This is a genomic window from Xenorhabdus taiwanensis (assembly GCF_036512875.1).
In the GTDB taxonomy this organism is placed as follows: domain Bacteria; phylum Pseudomonadota; class Gammaproteobacteria; order Enterobacterales; family Enterobacteriaceae; genus Xenorhabdus; species Xenorhabdus taiwanensis.
Window position 1 is genome coordinate 1,306,682 of sequence record NZ_AP028978.1, and the last position, 23,485, is coordinate 1,330,166.

A 23,485-nucleotide genomic window follows, 5' to 3' on the forward strand; every position below is an offset into this window, starting at 1 on the left:
ATTAAAGTCAAGATGTTTTATTTATCTGTAGAATATATTATTTAATATTGGTGTAACGATTACTAATTACTTTTTTCTTTTTTATATATTAAGGTGCCAGTAATGAATTAGATATAATTATTTTTATATTGACACTTTATTTTATCAACCCATATTCAGATGGGTTGATATCCGTAATTATTTTGTGCCTAAAAATCGATGAATAGCCCTGAGTACAGCTTCCGGTTTTTCTGCATGTACCCAATGCCCACAACCAGCTACAACCCATGCTGTTGCTTGTGGAAATTGGTTGATAATATCTTCCCGATATTCTTCAGTAATATAATCTGAATTTCCACCACGAATAAACAGAGCAGGTTCATGCCATGCAGGAATAGTTTCCCAGCCGATAATTTTTTCGTACTCTTTTTGCAAAACGGATAAGTTGAATTTCCATTCCCCTTGACGGAATGATTTCAGTAAAAATTGAATAACACCTTCTTCCCGAATATCCTGATGCATAATATCTGCTGCTGCTTGTCGGGTTTGTACACCGGCGGCCGTGACTTTGTTCAGTGCTGTGAAAATACTGTCATGACGGCGAACAGGGTAAGCGACGGGAGCCATATCAATCACCACGATTTTTTCAATCCGTTCTGGCGCAATAGCTGTCATGGTCATGGCGATTTTGCCACCCATGGAATGCCCAATAATAATGGCTTTGGGTACACCTAGCTCATCAAGTAGTGTCAGGACATCCTGTGCCATATCGTGATAATCCATATTTTCCATACGTGGAGAAAGACCGTGGTTACGTACATCGATTTGAATTACCGAGTAATGTTGCTGTAAATCACGTCCCAATACTCCCAAATTGTTTAAATCTCCAAAAAGCCCATGAATCAAGACAATGGGAGTTGAAGATTGTGGATTTTCTACAGTGTGAAGATGATAATTTAATTGACGATTTGATTTCATGATTTGCCTGAATTTAATACCATTTATACAATGTTTAATATTGAGATGCTTAATATCATGATGCGTGAATTGTGACAAACTCAATGGGATGAAATAGTTGTAACTAATTGATTTATTTTAAAGGAAAGGTGCTTTCCTAAAGATTCTCAATTTTTAAAAGAATCACTTTAAGTTATTGAAAGTTTAATTGTTTTGTTTTGTGGCATTATATCTTATAATCCCAAGATAATTTTTTCATTAAGAACAGTACTGGATAGAAATGAAAACGATAGAAGTTGATGAAGAACTTTACCGCTTTATTGCAAGCCAAACTCTGCATATCGGTGAAAGTGCATCTGATATTTTACGGCGCATATTGAAGTTAGACGCCGGGCAGCCAGTACAAATTACAGAGCCTGCCAACGACCCTGCACCTGTTGTTAAAACCCCTGTTGCCCGTTCTGGTGATGCTGTCCGCGTTATTCGTGAATTATTGCTTTCTGATGAATATGCTGAAAAGAAAAAATCTGTTGAACGTTTTATGCTGATCTTGTCGGCATTATATAGCTTGAATAGCGAGAATTTTTCTAAAGCAACGGAAACGATGCATGGCCGCACCCGTACCTATTTCGCCGGTGATGAATACACCTTATTGGCTAAGGGCAAGCAAACTAAGCCACGTCATATTCCCGGTACACCTTTTTGGGTGATCACTAATACCAATACTGACCGTAAACGTAGCATGATTGAACATATTATGCAGGATATGAAGTTTCCAGCAAATTTGATTGAGAAAGTGTGTGGTACTATTTAATTCAGTTAGTTGCCCTACTAATACAATCAATTAGTTTATGAGTACTGCGCTGGCGATAAGTCAGTGCGGTTTCCCAGGAGAAATAATAAAGTGGCAATTCATCCAAGAGCAGGGCAGCTCGCCCAGCAGCATGATTTAATCAATATTGCTCAGCTCACTTCACAGTATTACACCTTACAACCACATCCTGAAAATCCAGCACATAAGGTCAAATTTGGTACTTCTGGTCATCGTGGCAGTTCTGGACGTAATAGTTTTAACGAAGCACATATTCTGGCTATTTCACAGGCTATTGTGGAAGTTCGTTCACAACATGGGATTACTGGACCATGTTATGTGGGTAAAGATACCCATGCACTTTCAGAAGCGGCATTTATCTCCGTATTAGAGGTGTTAACGGCAAATGGTGTGGATGTCATTGTGCAGGAAAATAATGGGTTTACACCGACTCCTGCCATTTCCCATGCCATCTTATGCCATAACCGTCAGGGAAAAAGTTTGGCTGATGGTATCGTGATTACGCCATCCCATAACCCGCCAGAAGACGGTGGTATTAAATATAATCCGCCTAACGGCGGGCCCGCCGATACCGATTTGACGGCAATCATTGAACAACGTGCAAATGAATTATTGGCTGTTGGTTTCAATGGGATCAAGCGCTTGCCTTTTGAACAGGCACTAAAAAGTGAGTATCTGCATGCCCAGGACTTGATCAATCCTTATGTTACTGCACTGGGTGAAGTTGTGGATATGGCGGCGATCCAACAGGCAGGATTAAAGATTGGTATTGACCCATTGGGCGGCTCAGGGATCGCCTACTGGCAGCGGATTGGGGAATATTACAATCTCGATCTGACACTGGTTAATGATAAGGTTGATCAGACGTTCCGTTTTATGACATTGGATCATGATGGCGTGATCCGTATGGATTGTTCATCCCGTTGGGCGATGGCGGGGTTACTGGAGCTGCGTGGTAAATTTGATTTAGCTTTCGCCAATGATCCTGATTATGACCGTCATGGGATTATTACACCGGCTGGTTTGATGAATCCTAACCATTACTTAGCAACGGCTGTCGATTACCTATTCCGTCATCGTCCACAATGGCCGAAAAATATCGCAGTGGGTAAGACACTGGTTTCCAGTGCCATGATTGATCGTGTTGTAGCCGATCTGGGGTGTGAATTAGTAGAAGTTCCCGTCGGTTTTAAATGGTTTGTGGATGGATTATATAAAGGCGAGTTGGGCTTTGGTGGAGAAGAAAGTGCAGGAGCATCTTTCTTGCGCTTTGATGGTACTCCGTGGTCAACCGATAAAGATGGTATTATTCTTTGTTTGCTGGCGGCTGAAATGACCGCAATGACTGGTGAAAATCCACAGCAACGTTACGATAAACTGGCGGCCAGATTTGGTACTCCAAGCTATAGCCGTATTCAGGCTCCGGCGACTCATCAGCAAAAAGCATTGCTGTCTAAATTGTCACCGGAAATGGTCAAAGCCGACATATTGGCAGGTGACCCGATTACTGCTCGTTTGACCACTGCATCGGGCAATGGTGCTTCCATTGGTGGCTTGAAAGTGATGAGTGACAATGGTTGGTTTGCTGCCCGTCCTTCTGGTACGGAAGAAGCCTATAAAATCTATTGCGAAAGCTTCCTTGGTGCGGAGCATCGTGAAAAAATTGAACAAGAGGCACAGGAAATCGTCAATCAGGTATTTTCTGCGGGTTGATTGTTTTCTATTTTTGGACGGAAAAAACACCCGCCGTAGCAACTGCTACGGCGGGTGTTTTTATCCCAAAGCAACCATCAAAGCGCCTATGGCAATCAATCCGACGCCGGCGGAAGTCACCAGAGAAATTTTCTCGCCAAATAGAATTACCGCCAGAACGACCGCAAATACCACGCTCAATTTATCGATAGGAGCAACCTGAGAAACGCTACCATGTTTAATCGCCAAAAAATAGCATAGCCAAGAGAGGGCTCCGGCAATACCACTTAACAGGATAAACAGCAGTGCCTTACGATTGGCAAGTATTTCACTGATAAGATTCAATTTTCCCTGCATCACGACAACGCCTACTAGAAACAGGGCCATAATGACAGCACGAATAGCGGTTGCCGTATTGGCATCCAAATTTTGTAACCCAATTTTTCCAAAGATAGCGACCAGCGCTGCCGTTAGTGCGGAGAGTAAGGCATAAATCAGCCATGTACTCATATTCAATTAATCCTGTGTTTGATATTAATGTGTTGTATCAGGGGAGTGAATCATAGGCTAATTTTGTTGATCTGAATATATAGAATTCCATTAAAATGCTAAAAAATTTCTATGCGCTTTATTTTTCGAATGGTTGCAAATTTTAATTATATGAAAGTCCCCTTAATTAAGGGTTGTCCAGAGAGTTGCAAATTAATTTTTGCAAAACGCCTTTTATGATGAGTATCACAGAAGGTAACTCATCCTTTATTCTCCTCCTGATATTTATTAATAAAGGATGAGGTGAATTTATCTAATACAATGTTTAATCATTATTTTCAATTTATTAAAAATAAAATAGTTGATGTGATCTTTCTATTAAAAAGGTTTTGACTATGAAATCTGACTTTTGGAGAAAGGTTTATCTTATTGTATTCGGCAGCTTATTCATTTTATCACTGACAAGTTGCGTACAAGATAGTTGTATACAAAATAAAAATCATTCGCTCAAAACCCAGGAGGAACTGATGGCACCTAGTTTGAAGCAAATATCGGGTAGTGAACGAATCTACCGTTGTCATTCTGAGTCAGAAATTTCTCAAGCTTCCGCACATTGGGTTGATCGACAAACATTATTATGGTCAGGTGGAGCAGGACAGTCTATTGTTCGCTTATATTACAATCACAACAATAAGGTAAAGTCCAATAACCAAGGTTATTTTACCGATAACTATCTGGCGTTAACACCAACGAACTTAAACCAAGAGACAGCAAAGAGATTTCCTCATCTGGCAAAATGGGCCGCATTCCGTCTACCAGAAGGAACTGATATTGATCTTCTTCTGACCGGAGACTTAGTGGCTTTGGCCGCGAATGAGCAAGGTTTACTAATATCAGCAACTCAAGTACAAACGGCGGGTGTGTTGGATGATCGTTTCGCCGATGCTGCTGATAAACTGGAATATGGGGCACGGATAAACGATAAGGGTGTGATTTTCCGCTTATGGGCACCAACTGCCCAAGAGGTGGACTTGGTTCTTTATAATCAAGATAAGCAAATTATCAGCAATTATACAATGGAACGCGATGTCGCGAGTGGCTCTTGGTCATGGCAAGGCGACAAGAAATTGATTGGTGCTTACTATCGTTATGCCTTGAAAGTCTACCATCCATCTTCCCGTAATGTGGAACGTTATGAAGTTACCGATCCCTATTCTTATAGCCTGTCTACTAATTCAGAATATAGCCAGATTGTTAATTTGGATGACGCATCCTTAAAACCCCAAAATTGGGATAATCTGTTGACACCACGTCCGCAAAATACACCAACGGATATTACCCGCATGGCTATCTATGAAGCGCATATTCGTGATCTTTCCGTTGCAGACAGTACGATACCCGCAGACTGGCGTGGTAAATATCTGGCACTGACTGACAAGAATAGCGATATGTTCAAGCATCTTAAGGCATTGAGTCAGGCGGGAATGACGCATATAGAGTTATTGCCTGTGTTTGATATTGCTTCCATTAATGAATTTAGCCATCAGGTGGCTGATCTTGATCATCCTTTTAAACGTCTATGTCAGGTCAATCCGATGGTGAAAAATAGCCGTTTTGCTAGTTATTGCCATAGCTCATTGACTGTGCGGGAGGTTCTGCAGCAATTGCGGTTTGACGACAACATCAATAATCCGCAGGTACAAGAATTAAATACGATGGTAGCAAAGACGGATTCCTATAACTGGGGCTATGATCCGTTTCATTATTCAGTACCGGAAGGTTCTTATGCCACTGATCCAGAAGGTTCCGGTCGCATAAAAGAGTTTCGTTCTATGATACAGGCTATCAAACAGCAATTAGGTATGAATGTGATCATGGATGTTGTCTATAACCATACTGATGCGGCAGGCCCTGCATCCCGAACGTCGGTGTTGGATAAGATCGTGCCTTGGTATTACCACCGTTTAGATGAAATAACAGGCAATGTTGAAAATAATACCTGTTGTGCTGACACTGCGCCTGAACGCCGTATGTTTGCCAAACTGATTGAAGACTCACTGGTAACCTGGGTTAAAGATTATAAGATAGATGCATTTCGGTTCGATTTAATGGGGTATCATCCCAAAGCGCAAATTATATCGGTACTAGAAAAAGTACGAACTATTAACCCATCGATCTACTTTTTCGGAGAAGGCTGGAATTCTGGGCAGGATGATCGGTTTGAAACCGCATCACAAGTTAATCTTAAAGGGAGTGGTATTGGGACTTTCTCTGATCGGTTGCGAGATGCGGTACGTGGCGGCGGGCCTTTTGATGTTGCGGATAGTATTCGCAGTAATCAGGGAGTAGGCAATGGTGCCGAAATATTACCAAACGAAATTTCTGACTTAGATGCAGATCAGGTTCGTCATTTATGGGATCTGGTACGTCTTGGCATGGCTGGTAATTTGGCCGATTTTGTCATGATCGATAAAGATGGAGAGGTAAAAACAGGCAGGGAAATTGATTATAAGGGTACTGCTGCGGGTTATGCATTAGATCCCACTGAAGTGCTCAATTATGTATCTAAGCACGACAATCAAACATTGTGGGACATTATTAGCTATAAAGCTGCCCAAGAGGCGGATTTGATGACGAGGGTTCGTATGCAGGCGCTCTCTCTTGCAACGGTATTCCTTGGACAAGGTCTGGCTTTTGATCAACAAGGGTCAGAGCTATTGCGTTCAAAATCATTTACCCGTGATTCTTATGATGCTGGCGATTGGTTTAATCGTGTTAGTTATGACTATAAAGACAATAATTATGACGTGGGACTACCTGAACGTGGTAATGACAGCAAAAATTATCCACTGATTAGTCGGGTGAAAAATCAGGTGGAAAAACCAGGCCAAAATGCATTATTACAGATGATGGCGTTTTATCAGGAGCTATTGCGTTTACGTCAATTTTCACCATTGATGACACTTGGCGATGGTGCTGCTGTCAGGCAGCGTATTGATTTCGTTAATGTTGGCCCTCATCAGCAACTTGGTTTACTGGTTATGACGATTGATGATGGCAATATGACGTCGGATGATCGTGATTGGCGGTTTGATGGTTTGGTCGTCGTCATTAATGCTGCACCTTGGTCTGTGATTGTCAACGATCTTAATGTCGAGGGGCTGAAATTAAATGATATTCAACGTGAATTAGGCGAAGCGTCTTTGGCTGCGGGAATACAAATAACAGAAAATGGTGAGATCACCATGCCTGCATGGTCGACAGCCGTGTTAGTTCTGCCACAAGAAGGAATTCGTGGAACAGGTTTGCCTGTTCGTAAGAAGTAGCGAAATCAGGTATGGTGTTTAATCATTGAGTTTTGGGGCGGACTCATTTTTATTTACATATTGTTGAGAGCATTTTCAATTTTTGGTGGCTCTTTCAACGGTAGAAGAAAATGAAAACTAACCCCGCCTTTTTTATTGTTAGCCGCCCATATTTTTCCACCGTGGATTTCAATAATGGAGCGGCAGATCGCCAAATCTAATCCGACACCAGGAATAGCTGATTCTTTGCTGGCACGTGAGAATTTATCAAAAATAAGTTTTTCTTGTCCTGATGGAATTCCTGTGCCTGCATTCCATACCTCAATATGCAACTGCTTTTGTTCGTATTTTGTTTCTATTGCGGCTTGTATGCCCAAGAGAGTTTGTTCATTGGTGTACTTAATGGCATTTTCCAGTAGGTTGATAAAAACACGTTCCAGTAAGGCGGCATCACAATGTATTAATAAATCATTAGGTAAAGAAAGTTCTACAATATGGTGAGTTAGGGTATGTTCCAGCGCGCGCAAGGCATCGCCGACAATGTCTTCCAGTGGATACCATTCAAGATTAAGCTGAATGCCACCTGATTGCAGCCGTGCCATATCAAGCAGGTTATTGACCAGTCGCGAAAGGCTGAGAATTTGCTGGCGAATTTGGTTAACTTGTTGGGTATGGGGAGAACTTTCTGTCGATAAATCCAACATCAGTATTTCAGCCTGCCCAAATAATACGGTCAACGGAGTCAGTAGGTCGTGAGATAGTGCTGCCAATAATGAATTACGTAGTTGCTCCCGCTCAGTTTCCAATCTGGCGGATTCTGCTCTGCGGGTCAGGTACAAGCGTTCCAGCGCATTGGCAATGAGTCCCGTGAAGATTTGTAATAGCCGCTGTTGTTCCGGTACTAGTAACTGGCGTTGGTTAGGGGATTCAATAGCCAGAACAGCAAAAACCTGCGAGGGCGTAGCAACAGGCAATAATTGATAAGGGACACCCGGTAATGTATCAGTACCCGCTCCAGCAGGTTGTTTTTTCTCAAAACACCATTTGGCGATCGCTTCATCGATCTGCATTTGACCACCATTATGGGATTTAACTTGATATAAATGCTGGTTGCTATCTGGCAGCAGCAGCCCTGTTTTTGCCTGAAAGCTGTTGGATAGAAAGTGATAGCTAATACGGGCTACGTCTTCTTCGGTCAGAACCTTGCTCAGTGTTCGGGTTATTTCATATAGATGCCGCGTTCGTTGTTCGCGATAACGGGCTACTCTGGCTTGATAGCGTATACCTGCGGTAAGGTTTCCAACAACTGCCCCGACAATCAGCATTACAGCCAGTGTGAGCAGATATTGTATGTTTTTGACTTCCAATGACCAACGTGGTTGGACAAAGAAAAGATCAAAACTGATGACATTGACAAAAGCAGCAAAGACAGATGGCCAACGACCATAAAACAAAGCGATAATGACAACACCGAGCAAGTAGAGCGCCACCAGGTTGGCTTTATCCAGGGTCAGCAAGAAAGTTCGGGAAAAGAGGGTAATCAGGGCACAGAGTACAATAGCCATCAAAAAACCCTGAATCGGGACTCGCCATTTATCATTGAATGTTCGGTTATCTTTTGGCTCTTTGTCGCTGTTTTTTTTATCTTCCAACGCAACAATAATCAAATCCAAATCAGGACCGAGTTTTCCCAGACGCTCTGAAAAGTCACGATACCATTTAAAGCCGAAAAAATTTACCTGTGAATTGTAATAACGGCCAATAAGGATTTTTCCCAAATTATGCTCTCTGGCGTAGCGCAGGATGGCTTTTTCTTCATCGGAATCAGAGAGCGTTGCGGTTTCAGCCCCTAAATCTTGTGCCAGCTTTAAGGCTTGCAAAATGGTACGTCGTTTGCCTTCTGGCAATCGATGTAGTTTGGGGGTTTCAACGTAAACAGCATGCCAGGTACAGTTGAGTTTTGCTGCCAGGCGAGCGGCTTTTCGAACCAGTTTTTCATTGCCGGCGTTGTAGCCAATACACAGCAGTAAATTCTCTTGCGTATGCCATACGGGTTCTTTTCCTTGAGTATCACGAAAAGCCCGCATTTGGTCATCGACACGATCTGCCGTGCGACGCAACGCCAATTCACGCAGGGCAATCAGGTTTCCTTTGCGAAAAAAATGTTCAATGGCACGCTCAGCCTGACCTGAAATATAAACCTTGCCGTCATTGAGCCGTTGACGCAAATCGTCAGGCGGAAGATCGACCAGAACAACGTCATCGGCCTGATCAAAGATATGATCAGGAACGGTTTCCCGTACGCGAATACCGGTAATACCGCCGACAACATCATTCAAACTTTCCAAATGCTGCACATTGATGGTCGTCAGTACATCAATGCCAGCTTCCAGTAATTCTTCGACATCTTGCCAGCGTTTCGGGTGGCGGCAACCTTTAGGGTTACTGAATGCCAGTTCATCCATCAGAATAATGGCCGGATGGCGGGCAAGAGCGGCATCAATATCAAATGCCGCTATCCTGCGTTCATTATGGCGGAAGTATTTTGCTGGTAATTGGGGTAACCCTTTCAATAGAGCTGCGGTTTCTTGTCGATCATGGGTTTCAACAACACCGATAATGACATCTAACCCTTGCGCCAGCAGCCGTTGAGCTTCTTGCAGCATGGCGTAAGTTTTGCCGACACCTGCACAAGCACCAAAAAATATTTTTAGTTTGCCACGTGGCTTTTCGTTTACCAGTGTCAGTAATTCATCAGGATCAGGGCGTTGCAGTTCATTTTGTTTCATATCTTAATCTGCCTTTTTGGTCCAGATTATCTAACGCCAGATTCAGTTCCAGTACATTGACTATGGGCTGCCCCATATATTCCAGCAGGGGATGTTGAATATGTTGCCTAATAAGTTTATGGATGACTGTAAGTGGCATATGACGGGCTATTGCCACGCGTTGTGCCTGGAATTCAGCCGCTTCAGGGGATATGTGAGGATCGAGCCCGCTACCCGATGCCATGATTAAATCAACAGGGATTGGAGAATTTTCGGGATGGTTAAATAAACGCACCTGGATAATGTTTTGGTGTACTTTACTGATCAATGCAGGATTGGTTATAGCGAGATTACTGCCTCCAGATGACAGAGTGTTGTACGGTTTTTCGGCCGTCATGGAAGGTCGCCCATGAAAATAGATGTCTTTGGTAAAATGTTGACCAATTAATTCAGAGCCAACCAGTTTGCCATTCTGCTCTATTAGCGAGCCTTTAGCTTGATGGGGAAATAAAAATTCTGATATTCCCGTCACCAGCAGTGGATAGGCAATCCCCGTGATTAGGCTAAGAAATACCAGCAGAACAATGGAAGAACGTAACCAGATCATTTTTCATCACCTTATTTGAAGCCCGATGTTTAAATACGCTGTAGTGAAAAGATCGTTAGTTAAATATTAAAGCAGTGAGCAATATGTCAATCAGCTTGATACCAACAAAAGGCACCAGCAGGCCGCCAAGGCCATATATCCATAGATTCCGGCGCAAGAGTGACAAAGCATTCATTGGGCGATAACTGACACCTTTTAGGGCCAATGGCAGTAAAAAGATGATGATTATCGCATTGAAGATAACCGCAGACAGTACCGCAGATTCTGGAGAGTGCAGGTGCATGATGTTCAACACATTAAGTTGTGGATATGTGACCGAAAAGGCGGCGGGAATAATGGCAAAATATTTGGCAATATCATTGGCAATACTGAATGTGGTCAAAGCCCCGCGGGTCATTAGCATCTGCTTGCCGATATGTACAACCTCGATCAATTTGGTGGGATTGGAATCCAGGTCAACCATATTGCCAGCTTCTTTCGCTGCTTGTGTGCCTGAATTCATGGCAACGGCAACATCTGCTTGTGCCAGCGCGGGCGCATCGTTTGTACCATCACCCGTCATGGCAACCAGACGCCCTTCGGATTGATATTGGCGGATAAGGGCAAGTTTCGCTTCGGGAGTGGCTTCTGCCAGAAAGTCATCAACACCAGCTTCGGCGGCAATCGCCGCGGCAGTGAGATGATTGTCACCCGTGATCATGACAGTCTTGATCCCCATTTTGCGCATTTCACTGAAGCGTTCTTTAATTCCGCCTTTCACAATATCTTTTAAGGCAACAACGCCTAAGACTTGCTGATTTTCAGCAACAACCAAGGGAGTTTCCCCTTTATGCGCAACTTGCTGTACTAATTGGTCAATCACATCAGGGAAATGACTATGATTAGCTTCAATATGGCGGCGAATAGCATCGACAGCACCTTTGCGGATCATGCGATTACCAATATTGACGCCACTCATGCGGGTCATAGCAGAGAAGGGGACAAATGTCGCTTTTAATTCTCGAAGATCACGTTCACGCATATTGAAACGTTGTTTCGCTAAAATCACGATACTGCGTCCTTCAGGGGTTTCATCTGCAAGGGAAGAGAGTTGAGCGGCATCAGCCAACTGCCGTTCCGTTACATCCGGTGCAGGTAAAAATTGGGATGCCTGACGATTTCCTAGCGTGATAGTGCCAGTTTTATCGAGCAGTAAAACATCGACATCCCCGGCGGCTTCAATGGCTCGCCCGCTGGTAGCAATGACATTGGCTTCCAGCATACGGCTCATGCCTGCAACACCAATGGCTGACAGTAATCCACCAATCGTGGTGGGGATCAGGCAGACCAGTAAGGCAATCAATACGGTAAGTGTGATCGGCGAGCCAGATTGGTTGGCCTGGACACTGAACAAGGAAAAAGGCAGCAGGCTTATACAGACCAGCAGGAAAATAATGGTCAGTGCAGTGAGCACAATGGTGAGGGCTATTTCATTGGGGGTCTTACGTCGCTTAGCCCCTTCAACCATTGAGATCATTCTGTCTAAAAAGGTTTCTCCCGGATTGACTGTGCATTCGATGATTAACCAATCTGATAAAACTCGCGTACCGCCAGTGACAGAGGAAAAGTCGCCGCCAGATTCGCGGATAACTGGCGCAGATTCTCCTGTAATAGCACTTTCATCAACGGAAGCCCCTCCTTCAAGGACTTCTCCATCACAAGGAATAATTTCTCCGGCTTCCACCAGCACAATATCGCCTTTGCGCAAAGTGTCAGAAGTGACTTTTTCTTTTGCCGCCTCACGGCTGGCTGATGTCAGTTTAGTTGCCCAATTAGTTCTTTTTACCCCTTTCAGACTGGATGCCTGAGCCTTGCTACGCCCTTCAGCCAACGCTTCTGCAAAGTTGGCAAACAGTACGGTAAACCATAACCAGAGAGCAATGGCACCGGTAAAAAGTGCGTTGCCTGTTAATTGCCCCATTAATATGCCAATCCATAAGACGGTGGTCAGGCAGCTTCCTACATAAACCACGAACATAACCGGATTGCGCCATTGTTGAGCCGGATGGCATTTTTTTAACGAATCGATAAGTGCATGGCGAATTAAAGTTGGTTCAAATAATACTTGTTGTTTGTTTTTCATGCGTTATCTCACATTCTCACGGCCAAAGTTGTAGGTGTTCTGCGATAGGGCCTAGAGCCAGGGAAGGAATAAACGTAAGGGCACCGATCAGTAAAATGACCAGAATTAATAATCCAATGAAAAGCGAACCGTGGGTCGGTAAAGTGCCACTGCTAATCGGCTGGCGTTTTTTGTTAACCATGGAACCTGCGATTGCCAGAACGGGCAGAATGAGACCAAAGCGCCCAAGAAACATAATGGCGCCCAACAATAGGTTGTAAAAGGCATTGTTGGCATTGAGTCCGGCAAAGGCACTGCCATTGTTATTGGCTGCGGATGAGAAAGCATAAAGCACTTCGGTAAAGCCATGAGCGCCGGGATTTGCAATAGCACTGCGACCTACGTCGATTGAAATTGCCAGAGCGGTGCTCAATAAAACCAGCGAAGGTGTGATTAAAATCGCCAATGCGACCATTTTCATGTCATAAACATCGATTTTTTTGCCTAAGTATTCTGGTGCGCGGCCAATCATCAAGCCAGCAATAAATACGGCAAGCAGAACAAACAATAATATGCCATAAAGGCCAGAACCAGCCCCACCGAATATGACTTCACCAATCTGCATCAACCAGAGGGGGATCATGCCACCCAGTGCAGTAAAGGAGTCATGCATCGCATTTACGGCACCACAGGAAGCGGCTGTCGTTACAACGCCATAGAGAGAAGAGGCAAGGATACCAAAGCGGGCTTCTTTGCCTTCCATATTAAAGTGGTTACCGATATTGGGATGTATGAGCTGGGCATTGCCTGCGGTTTCGGCATACATGACAACACTGGTAGCAATAATGAAAATAATGCTCATTGCCCACAGCAGGGCATATCCCTGACGACTGTCGCCAACAACCAGACCGAATGCGAAACATAATGCACAAGGGATCAAGAAAATAGCCAGAATCTGGACAAAGTTACTAAGTGACGTTGGGTTTTCAAATGGATGAGCTGAGTTTGCCCCAAAAAAACCTCCACCATTAGTGCCCAAAAGTTTTATTGCCTCCTGGGAAGCGACTGGTCCCATAGGCAGCAATTGTTGTTGCCCCTCAAGAGAGTGAATGAGGACATAGGGAGAAAAATTTTGAATAACGCCTTGACTGACAAAGAATAAGGCCACAATGATCGCAAGCGGCAGTAAGAGATATACCGTGATACGTGTAATGTCTATCCACGCATTTCCCACGGTTTTAATTCCTTGACGGGAAAACGCCCGCATTAAGGCAAAAGCCACAGCAATTCCCGTTGCCGCAGACAGGAAATTCTGAACAGTCAATCCGGCCATTTGGCTCAGATAACTGAGGGTATTTTCTCCACTATAAGCTTGCCAATTGGTATTAGTGATAAAACTGATCGCGGTATTAAGGGCCAGATCCCATCTCATGCCAATAAGATGTTGTGGATTCAGTGGCAGGTGACCCTGGCTGATCAGCAGCGTAAACAGTAATAATAGTCCGGCTATGTTGAATATGAAGATGGCGAGAGCATACTGCCACCAGTTCATTTCTTTGACATCACAACCCGGTTTCTTCAGGCCACAACAGCGCCATAAGATGGCTTCTGTTTTAGTCAGCCAGTGCGGTAACTCTCCTTCGATGAGTCTGGCAATCAGGATACCCAGCGGTTTACCCAATAGAAATAGTATGAGCAGGAAACTGGCAATCAGTAAAAAAGCGGATATTGCCATTTAGAAATCCTCCGCATTTAATAACGCATAAATGAGATAGCCCAGTAATAGCGTCACCAGAAAAATGCCAGGGTTCAGAAAGATATTCATGGTGGTGTATCTCCTTGCTTATTTCTTTAAGAAATAAGCAGTTACAGCATAGAAATACCATACAAAGAAGTTATTAAAAGGGTTCCTGAAAGCGTAAAAAAAAGTATAAGTGATCTGTGGAATTCATCGATAAAGCATCATAAGGCAAGTGTAGCAAACTATGTCGAGTTAATTTTTTGTTTTCAATTTGTTTGTTTTGTTTCTGTTTAAGTGTGATTTTGTAATTAAATTACGCAATCAGAGAAAAAAGTGACTTATACCACTAAAAAAGTGGTCGGATGAGTAGTAAGTTTTCATTTTATCAGATAAAATTTTATGCATATTACAGGTTAAGCCCATGAGGGGGTATCAATGTCTATATATCGTGCATACTCTTGGCACCAGATTCTCTTGCGGCGTATTGGCGCTATATCACTGGGTGCCATTGCGCTTCCTGTTATGCTGTTTCGTCGTGATCGTGCCCGTTTTTATAGCTATCTGTATAAAGTATGGCGAAAAACCAGTGATAAGCCAGTATGGCTGGAATGTTCAGAAATGACTTTAGAGACTCGGAATCGCTAAAATAGCATTATGACTGAGCCTAACCGGGCATTTTGAATATAACATCTTGAATTGTAGTATCTTGAATATAGTATTTTGACACCTTGCCGGTTTATGCTGGCAAGGTGTTTTTGCTTTATATTGGATTAAGTGATGTCCAATCTATTTTGACTTAATCCATGGCAGGTATGTATTTTATGATAAAGAAAATGCTAAGTGACAAGGGGAATGTGATGAACAATGTTGAATTGGAGTATGTGCTCAATACGGAATTGAAGATCCGTGAATTTCAAGATTACGCTCCCAATGGATTACAGGTGGAAGGCCGCCCCCATGTCCAGAGGGTGATTACAGGCGTGACAGCTTGTCAGGCACTACTGGATGAAGCTGTTCGCCTTGAGGCGGATGCTGTCATCGTTCATCATGGATACTTTTGGAAGAATGAATCTCCTGTTATCCGTGGTATGAAGCGTCGCCGTTTGCAAACACTGCTTTGCAATGATATCAACCTGTATGGTTATCATCTTCCATTAGATGCCCATCCTACTTTGGGTAACAATATCCAATTGGCGCGTCAGATGGGTGTGAAAGTTATCGGCGAAATTGATACTCTTCTTCCTCATGGTGCTTTTGATCAGCCTATTACACCGAAAGAATTGATCGAACGTCTTGAAAAAAGCCTGGAAAGAAAAATACTGCATTGTGGTGATAATGCACCAGAAGAGATCCGCACACTGGCATGGTGTACAGGCGGAGGCCAAAGTTTTATTGAACAGGCGGCTGAGTTTGGTGTTGATGCCTTTGTGACGGGAGAAGTATCGGAAAAAACTATCCATGTTGCCCGTGAAATGGGGCTGCATTTTTTTGCAGCAGGGCACCATGCGACAGAGCGCTATGGTATCAAAGCGCTTGGTGAATGGCTGGCAAATAATTATGGATTGGATGTGACTTTTATCGATATTCCCAATCCGGCTTGATTTTTTATCTAATCTATATAGCCCCTGGATTTTATTTCCATTTCGGGAAGTGGGGCTTTTTATCTTGCAAGAGAGATAAAACAATCATTGCGATCCCACAGCATATTAATACGCTGCCTAATGCCTGACTCCAGCCTGCCAGTGCCAAACCAAACCCCAGTAGCAAATAGTAAAATAACCCAAGTAAAGCACCGGCTGTACCTGACCTATCTGAGTAGTTAGTTAATGCAGAAGCTAAAATATTCGGGATCGCCAGTCCATAAGCGATGACTATTCCTAACATTGGAAAAATAAAGAGCCAGCTATTTTCGAGCAGGTATACACCGACCCCACTGAATAAGCTCATGAATGAGGCAAGGACAACTAATTGGGTTGATATCCATTGTTGCTTTAATAGATATCTGTTTAATAGTGAGCCTAATACAACGCCTAAAGTTAATAACAGGCCAGTATAGCCAAATACTTTCTGTGATAATCCAAATTGTTGAAAACGAAATGGCGCTAATTGGTAATAGCTGAACAAGCAAATATTGAAAAATGCGATCAAAAACGCATTTCGCCAAATTGAAATATCTTTAAGCATCATAATTGCTGTGCTTAATAAAGCGACTTTTGTTACGTTGATTGGGCGAGTTTCGGGTAATAGGGTAATAGACCAACAGGTCAGGATAACCGCCAGAATAATTAACCCAGCAAAGACTGCTTTATAGCCAGCAAAATAGTTCAATGTTGAACCACTGAGCATGCCAATGGCGGGACTGATTGCTAAGGCAATTCCCATGACAGAAAAGACACGTGTTAACTCTTCCCCACGATAAGTATCACGCATAATGGTTTGTGTGCCGACAGATCCAACGGCGGCCCCAAAAGCAGACAGTATTCGGGCAACGAGTAATAACCAAAATTGTTGTGTTAATAACGCCAGCAGGGAAGCGAGACTATAAAGTGATAGACCAGCAATAATAGTTGGGCGTCTGCCAATGACATCACACATACGTCCCCATACGACAACACCAAGGGCAAAAGCAAAAAAATAAAGTGATAATGTTTGAGCAGCTTGCTCTGGGTTGACGGAAAATCCAGCGGCAATATTGGTTAATGCGGGACTATAGATGGTTTCTACGATCTGCGGGAACATCATCAAGGCAATAGCAAGCCAAAGTGGTGGTTTAGTTTGCATGATTTTTTTCTTTTGCTGATAAGTAATGGCCTGAAAGATTAGCATTATGGTTGCTGTCTTTTTATGATAATAAAGACTATTTGTTTATTTAAACGGACATTAAATCAGAAGGAATGAGCATGGCATGGTTGCAACAAAGTGATTATTTTGATCCTGATAGCTTGGATATGCCTGTGATAGGGATCGCCGCAGAGATGGGGCAACACGATTCAGGCTTTCATCAACATGATATGGGGCAATTGCTGTTTACCCAGCGGGGCTGTATCAAGATCACATTGGTAAACCAGATCTCTGTTCTGCCCCCAACCAGAGTAGCCTGGATACCTCCAAAGACACGGCATCGGGCAGAAATGCGTGGCTCTGTAGGCTACCGTTCTATTTATTTAAATTCTAATTGCTTGAAATTTCACGAAATGGAGTTGCTTTCGACGCAAAGTGAAGTATTGGAAGCTACACCACTATTACGGGCTCTTTTAGAGCGTATCGCAATATCTTCTTTTGACTCTGACTGGGAGCAGGGAAAAGGAACAAATTTGTTAGCACTATTTTTTGATGAAATTCGCGAGGCGCGTAGGGAACCAACCTTATTGCCGCTGCCGTCTGATCGGCGGTTAATACATTTGTCATTTGATCAATTGCCGCCACCATTGCACATATTAGCGACTTATATTGGTGCCAGTGAGAAAACCATTACCCGAATATTTCAACGTGAAACAGGAATGAATTATCAACAGTGGCGGCAACAATGGCGATTGGTAAAAGCGATAGAGTTATTGGCGCAGAATAAAACGTTATCCTATGTTGCACAGGAACTCGGTTTTGCCAACGATAGTGCATTTGTGACATTTTTTCGTAAAATCATGGGGAGACCGCCAAGGGAGTATATGGCGGGCTCAGAGAAATAAAACAAAACTACACCCTTAATCTCAAATAAAAACTGGCATAAGAGGTGCAGAAATACACTATTCAACATGTGCCAGAATATGAATAGTGTTATTGATCAAATTACTTTTCCAACTGGCTCTTGAAATCGCGTTTCGTGTGACCCGTATAAAGCTGGCGTGGACGTGCGATCTTCAAGCCTTCATCGTGCATTTCATTCCAGTGTGCAATCCAGCCAATAGTGCGGGCCATAGCAAAAATCACGGTGAACATGGTTGATGGAATACCCATGGCTTTCAGGATAATGCCTGAATAGAAGTCGACGTTTGGATACAATTTTTTCTCAATGAAGTATGGGTCATGCAAGGCAATGCGTTCTAATTCCATTGCCACTTCCAGCAAACTGTCATTCAAACCAAGCTCATTTAGCACTTCATGGCAGGTTTCACGCATCACTGTCGCGCGAGGATCATAGTTTTTGTAAACACGGTGACCAAAGCCCATCAAGCGGAAAGAGTCATTTTTGTCTTTGGCGCGAGCGATGAATTCAGGAATGTGTTCGACAGTTTGGATCTCCTCCAGCATCCGCAAGCAGGCTTCATTTGCTCCACCATGCGCTGGTCCCCAGAGGGATGCAATACCCGCAGCAATACAAGCAAATGGATTGGCACCAGAAGAGCCTGCAGTACGTACCGTTGAAGTTGAAGCATTTTGTTCATGATCTGCATGCAGAATGAGAATGCGATCCATGGCGCGTTCTAATACTGGGTTAACCTTATATTCCTCACACGGTGTTGAGAACATCATGTACAGGAAGTTGGCAGCATAAGACAGATCGTTGCGTGGATAAACGAAAGGCTGCCCAATAGAATATTTGTAACACATTGCCGCAACAGTTGGCATTTTGGATAGCAAACGGTAAGCCGTGATTTCACGGTGGCGAGGATTATGGACATCCAGGGCATCATGATAGAAGGCAGCCAGTGCGCCTGTAACACCACAAAGTACGGCCATTGGATGGGAATCACGGCGGAAACCGTGGAACAGACGGGTGATCTGTTCGTGGATCATAGTATGGCGAGTCACCGTAGTTCTAAATTTTTCATATTCTTCGGGGGTGGGTGGTTCGCCATATAGCAGAATGTAACAGACTTCCAGATAGGTCGATTCCGTTGCAAGCTGATCGATGGGAAAACCACGGTGTAGCAAAATGCCTTCATTGCCATCAATATAGGTGATTTTCGACTCACAGGAGGCAGTGGAAGTAAAACCTGGATCATAAGTATAGAAGCCTTTTGAGCCGAGGGTACGAACGTCAATCACTTCAGGACCTAGGGTCGGCGTTAGTACGTCTAGTTCGATAGCAGCTGAACCATTTATGTTCAACGTAGCCTTTTTATCAGCCATTTATATCTCCTTAGCGCTTATTTTTATAACCCCTAACAACCAGATAGGCGCAATTTATACTGTGCCGAAGGCATTGTGCTACCGGAGAGAATTTAAAATCAGGCTGGTATCACATTTAACGCTGAAATCTCATTACGGACGACAATGGTTTTCAGGTTGTTAAAAAGTTTTTGGAAGTTATATTTAAAGTATTATTGACATAAAATGTTATCATTTTGTGCTTATATGATACTTTTGCATAACTTTTATTTTTCGTTAAGATTAATTTTGCATCATAAAATGATGGCAAATAATATATAACGACATATATGTAAGATAAATGTTTAATCTTTGTCAAACAGGATTGTTAATTTTATGAAAAATGTTTGAAGCGTGATCTTTCTCACTGTTCAAGCTAAATGTTAATAATCATATTGTGTGGCAATTGTAATAACAATGTGAAGTACTTATACTTCTGGGAGGTCTCCGGATTATCCTGATGTAGGAGCACCCAGCGTAACCAAATCACAACTTTTGATGAACAGTAGGGATTGTTTAAGTTAGTTATGTTGTGTCTTTGTATCCTCTTCGCGCTGTCTGATTCCCGCCCAGGACCGGAGGATGGAAAATAAAAAAAAGCTTTGTGGGCAAAATTGTGAAAAAACAAAGACCTGTCAACCTTGATCTGCGGACGATTAACCAACCCGTCTCCGCGATAGCATCGATCTTGCACCGTATCTCAGGCGTCATCACCTTTATCGCAGTTGGTATTCTGCTGTGGTTATTAGGAATGTCTCTGTCTTCGCAAGAAGGCTTCCTGCAAGCATCTGAAATCATGACTGGCTTCTTCGCCAAATTTATCCTGTGGGGGATATTGACGGCGCTGGCTTACCACATCTGTGGAGGTATTCGCCATGTGTTGATGGATTTTGGTTTCCTGGAAGAAAATCTGGCTACCGGTAGTGCATCTGCCAAAGTAGCAATAGCAATCGCGGTTATTCTGTCTATTCTGGCTGGGGTATTATTATGGTAAGCAATGCATCCGCTTTGGGTCGTACGGGTATTCAGGATTGGCTGCTACTGCGCGCATCCGCAATTATTATTGTTTTGTATGTCCTTTATCTTGTTGGTTTTGTCGCTACAACGTCGGATATTAGTTATGAAGTTTGGCGTGGTTTCTTTTCTTCATCCCTCACTAAAGTATTCACCGTATTGACTCTGTTTTCTATTCTGGTTCATGCATGGATTGGAATGTGGCAGGTACTGACAGATTATGTCAAGCCACTCGTACTGCGTCTGGTTTTGCAACTGGTGATTATTGTAGCGCTGTTAACTTATTTGATTTACGGAACAATTGTTGTGTGGGGTGCATAAATGAAACTACCAGTAAGAGAGTTTGACGCTGTTGTTATTGGTGCTGGTGGCGCAGGTATGCGTGCTGCACTGCAAATTTCGCAAATGGGTTTATCCTGTGCTTTGATTTCCAAGGTGTTTCCAACTCGTTCCCACACTGTTTCGGCACAGGGAGGGATCACTGTTGCTTTGGGCAATTCCCATGAAGATAACTGGGAATGGCACATGTATGATACGGTGAAAGGCTCCGATTATATTGGTGACCAAGATGCCATCGAATATATGTGTAAGACTGGCCCAGAAGCTATTTTGGAACTGGAACACATGGGGCTGCCATTCTCCCGTCTGGATGATGGCCGTATTTACCAACGTCCATTTGGTGGGCAATCCAGAAATTTTGGTGGTGAGCAGGCAGCCCGTACTGCTGCCGCTGCTGACCGAACTGGTCACGCTCTATTGCATACTCTATATCAGCAGAATTTAAAAAATCATACGACTATTTTCTCTGAATGGTACTCGTTGGATCTGGTTAAGAATCAGGATGGCGCCATTGTCGGTTGTACTGCCATTTGCATTGAAACCGGTGAAGTGGTCTATTTTAAAGCTAAGGCGACTATTCTGGCTACGGGTGGTGCTGGCCGTATCTTCCAATCCACAACTAATGCACATATTAATACCGGTGATGGCGTGGGGATGGCATTGCGTGCAGGTGTCCCTGTTCAGGATATGGAAATGTGGCAATTCCATCCAACTGGCATTGCTGGCGCGGGTGTTCTGGTTACAGAAGGTTGCCGTGGTGAAGGTGGTTACCTGCTGAATAAAGATGGTGAACGCTTTATGGAGCGTTATGCACCAAATGCTAAAGACCTTGCTGGGCGTGATGTGGTCGCACGTTCTATGATGATCGAAATCCGCGAAGGCCGTGGCTGTGAAGGTCCATGGGGTCCGCATGTCAAACTGAAACTGGATCATCTGGGTAAAGAAGTCTTGGAATCTCGACTGCCTGGCATCCTTGAATTATCCCGTACTTTCGCCCACGTCGATCCAGTAAAAGAGCCGATTCCTGTTATCCCAACCTGTCACTATATGATGGGGGGTATCCCAACTAAGATCACAGGTCAGGCATTGACAATAAATGAAAAAGGCGAAGATGTGGTGATCCCTGGTTTGTTTGCTGTGGGTGAGATTGCTTGCGTATCTGTTCATGGCGCAAATCGTTTGGGCGGTAATTCGCTGCTTGATCTGGTGGTATTTGGTCGTTCCGCAGGTTTGCATTTGAAAGAGTGTCTGATGGAACAAGGTACTAGCCGTGATGCCGGCGAATCTGATATTGACGCAGCACTTCAACGTCTGAACCGTTGGAATAATACCCGTTCAGGTGAAGATCCGGTGGAAATCCGCAAAGCATTGCAAGCTTGTATGCAGCATAATTTCTCGGTATTCCGTGAAGGTGATGCGATGGCAAGAGGACTGGAAGAACTGAAAGTGATCCGCGAACGTCTGAAAAATGCTCGGCTGGATGATACTTCATCAGAATTCAATACCCAACGCATCGAATGTTTGGAGCTGGACAACCTGATGGAAACGGCTTATTCAACTGCGGTTTCTGCAAATTTCCGTACAGAAAGTCGTGGTGCCCATAGCCGCTTTGACTATCCAGAGCGTGATGATGCTAACTGGCTGTGCCATAGCCTGTACTTACCGCAAACTGAGAGCATGACTCGTCGTGAAGTGAATATGCAGCCAACGCTGCGTGAAGCTTTCCCGCCGAAAGTGCGTTCTTACTAATTGTATTGCTGATGTTCCAGTTGCGGAGAAATAGATTATGAAACTTGAATTTTCAATTTATCGTTATAATCCAGATGTCGATGATGTACCTCGTATGCAGGATTACACGCTGGAAGCAGAGGAAGGGCGCGACATGATGCTACTGGATGCGCTCATCCAGCTAAAGGAGCAAGATCCCACCTTGTCATTCCGCCGCTCTTGCCGTGAGGGGGTGTGTGGTTCTGATGGCGTGAATATGAATGGTAAAAACGGTTTGGCATGTATTACACCCATTTCAGCATTGCGTCGTGGCAATAAGAAAATTGTTATTCGCCCCTTGCCTGGTCTGCCGGTGGTTCGTGATCTGGTTGTTGATATGGGGCAGTTCTACACGCAATATGAAGAAATCCGTCCTTATCTGATTAATGATGGTAAAAATCCACCCGCGCGTGAGCACCTGCAATCACCCGTACAGCGTGAAAAGCTGGATGGTTTGTATGAATGTATATTATGTGCCTGTTGCTCAACGTCTTGCCCATCATTCTGGTGGAATCCGGATAAATTTATCGGCCCAGCCGGTCTTTTAGCGGCATACCGTTTCCTGATTGATAGCCGTGATACTGAAACAAGTTCACGATTGGATAATCTGAATGATGCATTCAGTGTTTTCCGTTGCCATGGAATTATGAATTGCGTCAACGTATGTCCTAAAGGATTGAATCCGACAAAAGCGATTGGTCATATTAAATCTATGTTGCTGAAACATAGTGCATAGCAAAATAAAAATTTGTGCATAAATAACACATAAATAGTGTGTAAATAGTGCATATAATGTTGCCCTCCAC

General features: G+C 43.6%; 19 protein-coding genes. 10 read left to right on the forward strand and 9 right to left on the reverse strand.

Going from position 1 to position 23,485, the window contains the following annotated elements; translation table 11 throughout:
* Window positions 1-177: 177 nt before the first annotated feature.
* Window positions 178-957: an esterase gene (ybfF, locus tag ACE1SE_RS05880; protein WP_374053041.1), complete on the reverse strand. Its 780-nt coding sequence runs from the start codon at window positions 955-957 to the stop codon at window positions 178-180.
* A gap of 259 nt (window positions 958-1,216) precedes the next feature.
* Between ybfF and seqA the strand changes: the two genes are divergently transcribed.
* Together seqA and pgm are read left to right on the forward strand one after the other, a co-directional pair.
* On the forward strand, window positions 1,217-1,750 hold the full coding sequence (gene seqA / locus ACE1SE_RS05885) for a replication initiation negative regulator SeqA (protein ID WP_374053042.1): 534 nt from the start codon (window positions 1,217-1,219) through the stop codon (window positions 1,748-1,750).
* Window positions 1,751-1,840: 90 nt separating this feature from the next.
* Window positions 1,841-3,481: a phosphoglucomutase (alpha-D-glucose-1,6-bisphosphate-dependent) gene (gene pgm / locus ACE1SE_RS05890; RefSeq protein ID WP_374053043.1), complete on the forward strand. Its 1,641-nt coding sequence runs from the start codon at window positions 1,841-1,843 to the stop codon at window positions 3,479-3,481.
* 60 nt (window positions 3,482-3,541) lie between these two features.
* Here the strand turns inward: pgm and ACE1SE_RS05895 are convergent, their stop codons facing one another.
* Window positions 3,542-3,970: an EamA family transporter gene (locus ACE1SE_RS05895; protein WP_374053044.1), complete on the reverse strand. Its 429-nt coding sequence runs from the start codon at window positions 3,968-3,970 to the stop codon at window positions 3,542-3,544.
* A 506-nt stretch (window positions 3,971-4,476) separates the two neighbouring features.
* On the opposite strand from ACE1SE_RS05895, the gene pulA reads away from it, so the two are divergent.
* Complete coding sequence (pulA, locus tag ACE1SE_RS05900) at window positions 4,477-7,275, forward strand: pullulanase-type alpha-1,6-glucosidase (protein ID WP_374053045.1); 2,799 nt, start codon at window positions 4,477-4,479, stop codon at window positions 7,273-7,275.
* A gap of 53 nt (window positions 7,276-7,328) precedes the next feature.
* Here the strand turns inward: pulA and kdpD are convergent, their stop codons facing one another.
* From kdpD to kdpF, 5 genes are read right to left on the reverse strand one after another with little or no spacing between them, the layout of a single operon-like run.
* A complete protein-coding gene (kdpD, locus tag ACE1SE_RS05905) occupies window positions 7,329-10,043 on the reverse strand; it encodes a two-component system sensor histidine kinase KdpD (protein ID WP_374053046.1) in 2,715 nt (904 codons plus the stop codon).
* Window positions 10,030-10,629 (reverse strand): potassium-transporting ATPase subunit KdpC, encoded by a 600-nt coding sequence (gene kdpC, locus ACE1SE_RS05910; protein ID WP_374053047.1) that lies wholly within the window; start codon window positions 10,627-10,629, stop codon window positions 10,030-10,032. The genes kdpD and kdpC overlap by 14 nt, the downstream gene beginning before the upstream one ends.
* Window positions 10,630-10,684: 55 nt before the next feature.
* Window positions 10,685-12,751 (reverse strand): potassium-transporting ATPase subunit KdpB, encoded by a 2,067-nt coding sequence (gene kdpB / locus ACE1SE_RS05915; protein WP_374053048.1) that lies wholly within the window; start codon window positions 12,749-12,751, stop codon window positions 10,685-10,687.
* A 16-nt stretch (window positions 12,752-12,767) separates the two neighbouring features.
* Window positions 12,768-14,465 (reverse strand): potassium-transporting ATPase subunit KdpA, encoded by a 1,698-nt coding sequence (kdpA, locus tag ACE1SE_RS05920; protein ID WP_374053049.1) that lies wholly within the window; start codon window positions 14,463-14,465, stop codon window positions 12,768-12,770.
* The gene (gene kdpF / locus ACE1SE_RS05925) at window positions 14,466-14,555 is read right to left on the reverse strand and encodes a K(+)-transporting ATPase subunit F (protein ID WP_374053050.1); all 90 of its coding nucleotides are present in this window, start codon (window positions 14,553-14,555) and stop codon (window positions 14,466-14,468) included.
* Between the two features lie 351 nt (window positions 14,556-14,906).
* Between kdpF and ACE1SE_RS05930 the strand changes: the two genes are divergently transcribed.
* Together ACE1SE_RS05930 and ACE1SE_RS05935 are read left to right on the forward strand one after the other, a co-directional pair.
* The gene (locus tag ACE1SE_RS05930; protein WP_374053051.1) at window positions 14,907-15,116 is read left to right on the forward strand and encodes a YbfA family protein; all 210 of its coding nucleotides are present in this window, start codon (window positions 14,907-14,909) and stop codon (window positions 15,114-15,116) included.
* 212 nt (window positions 15,117-15,328) lie between these two features.
* The gene (locus tag ACE1SE_RS05935; RefSeq protein ID WP_374053052.1) at window positions 15,329-16,072 is read left to right on the forward strand and encodes a type 2 GTP cyclohydrolase I; all 744 of its coding nucleotides are present in this window, start codon (window positions 15,329-15,331) and stop codon (window positions 16,070-16,072) included.
* 31 nt (window positions 16,073-16,103) lie between these two features.
* On the opposite strand, the gene ACE1SE_RS05940 is transcribed toward ACE1SE_RS05935, so the two are convergent.
* Window positions 16,104-17,252: a Bcr/CflA family efflux MFS transporter gene (locus tag ACE1SE_RS05940; protein ID WP_374053053.1), complete on the reverse strand. Its 1,149-nt coding sequence runs from the start codon at window positions 17,250-17,252 to the stop codon at window positions 16,104-16,106.
* A gap of 119 nt (window positions 17,253-17,371) precedes the next feature.
* Between ACE1SE_RS05940 and ACE1SE_RS05945 the strand changes: the two genes are divergently transcribed.
* On the forward strand, window positions 17,372-18,157 hold the full coding sequence (locus ACE1SE_RS05945; protein WP_374053054.1) for an AraC family transcriptional regulator: 786 nt from the start codon (window positions 17,372-17,374) through the stop codon (window positions 18,155-18,157).
* Window positions 18,158-18,257: 100 nt separating this feature from the next.
* Here the strand turns inward: ACE1SE_RS05945 and ACE1SE_RS05950 are convergent, their stop codons facing one another.
* A complete protein-coding gene (locus ACE1SE_RS05950; protein WP_374053055.1) occupies window positions 18,258-19,541 on the reverse strand; it encodes a citrate synthase in 1,284 nt (427 codons plus the stop codon).
* A gap of 622 nt (window positions 19,542-20,163) precedes the next feature.
* Between ACE1SE_RS05950 and sdhC the strand changes: the two genes are divergently transcribed.
* The 4 genes from sdhC to ACE1SE_RS05970 are packed head-to-tail and all read left to right on the forward strand — an operon-like array spanning window position 20,164 to window position 23,415.
* The gene (gene sdhC, locus ACE1SE_RS05955) at window positions 20,164-20,553 is read left to right on the forward strand and encodes a succinate dehydrogenase cytochrome b556 subunit (RefSeq protein ID WP_074022583.1); all 390 of its coding nucleotides are present in this window, start codon (window positions 20,164-20,166) and stop codon (window positions 20,551-20,553) included.
* Window positions 20,547-20,894 (forward strand): succinate dehydrogenase membrane anchor subunit, encoded by a 348-nt coding sequence (gene sdhD / locus ACE1SE_RS05960; protein ID WP_374053056.1) that lies wholly within the window; start codon window positions 20,547-20,549, stop codon window positions 20,892-20,894. The genes sdhC and sdhD overlap by 7 nt, the downstream gene beginning before the upstream one ends.
* A complete protein-coding gene (gene sdhA / locus ACE1SE_RS05965; RefSeq protein WP_374053057.1) occupies window positions 20,895-22,661 on the forward strand; it encodes a succinate dehydrogenase flavoprotein subunit in 1,767 nt (588 codons plus the stop codon).
* A gap of 37 nt (window positions 22,662-22,698) precedes the next feature.
* On the forward strand, window positions 22,699-23,415 hold the full coding sequence (locus ACE1SE_RS05970) for a succinate dehydrogenase iron-sulfur subunit (protein ID WP_374053058.1): 717 nt from the start codon (window positions 22,699-22,701) through the stop codon (window positions 23,413-23,415).
* The last annotated feature ends 70 nt before the right edge of the window (window positions 23,416-23,485 follow it).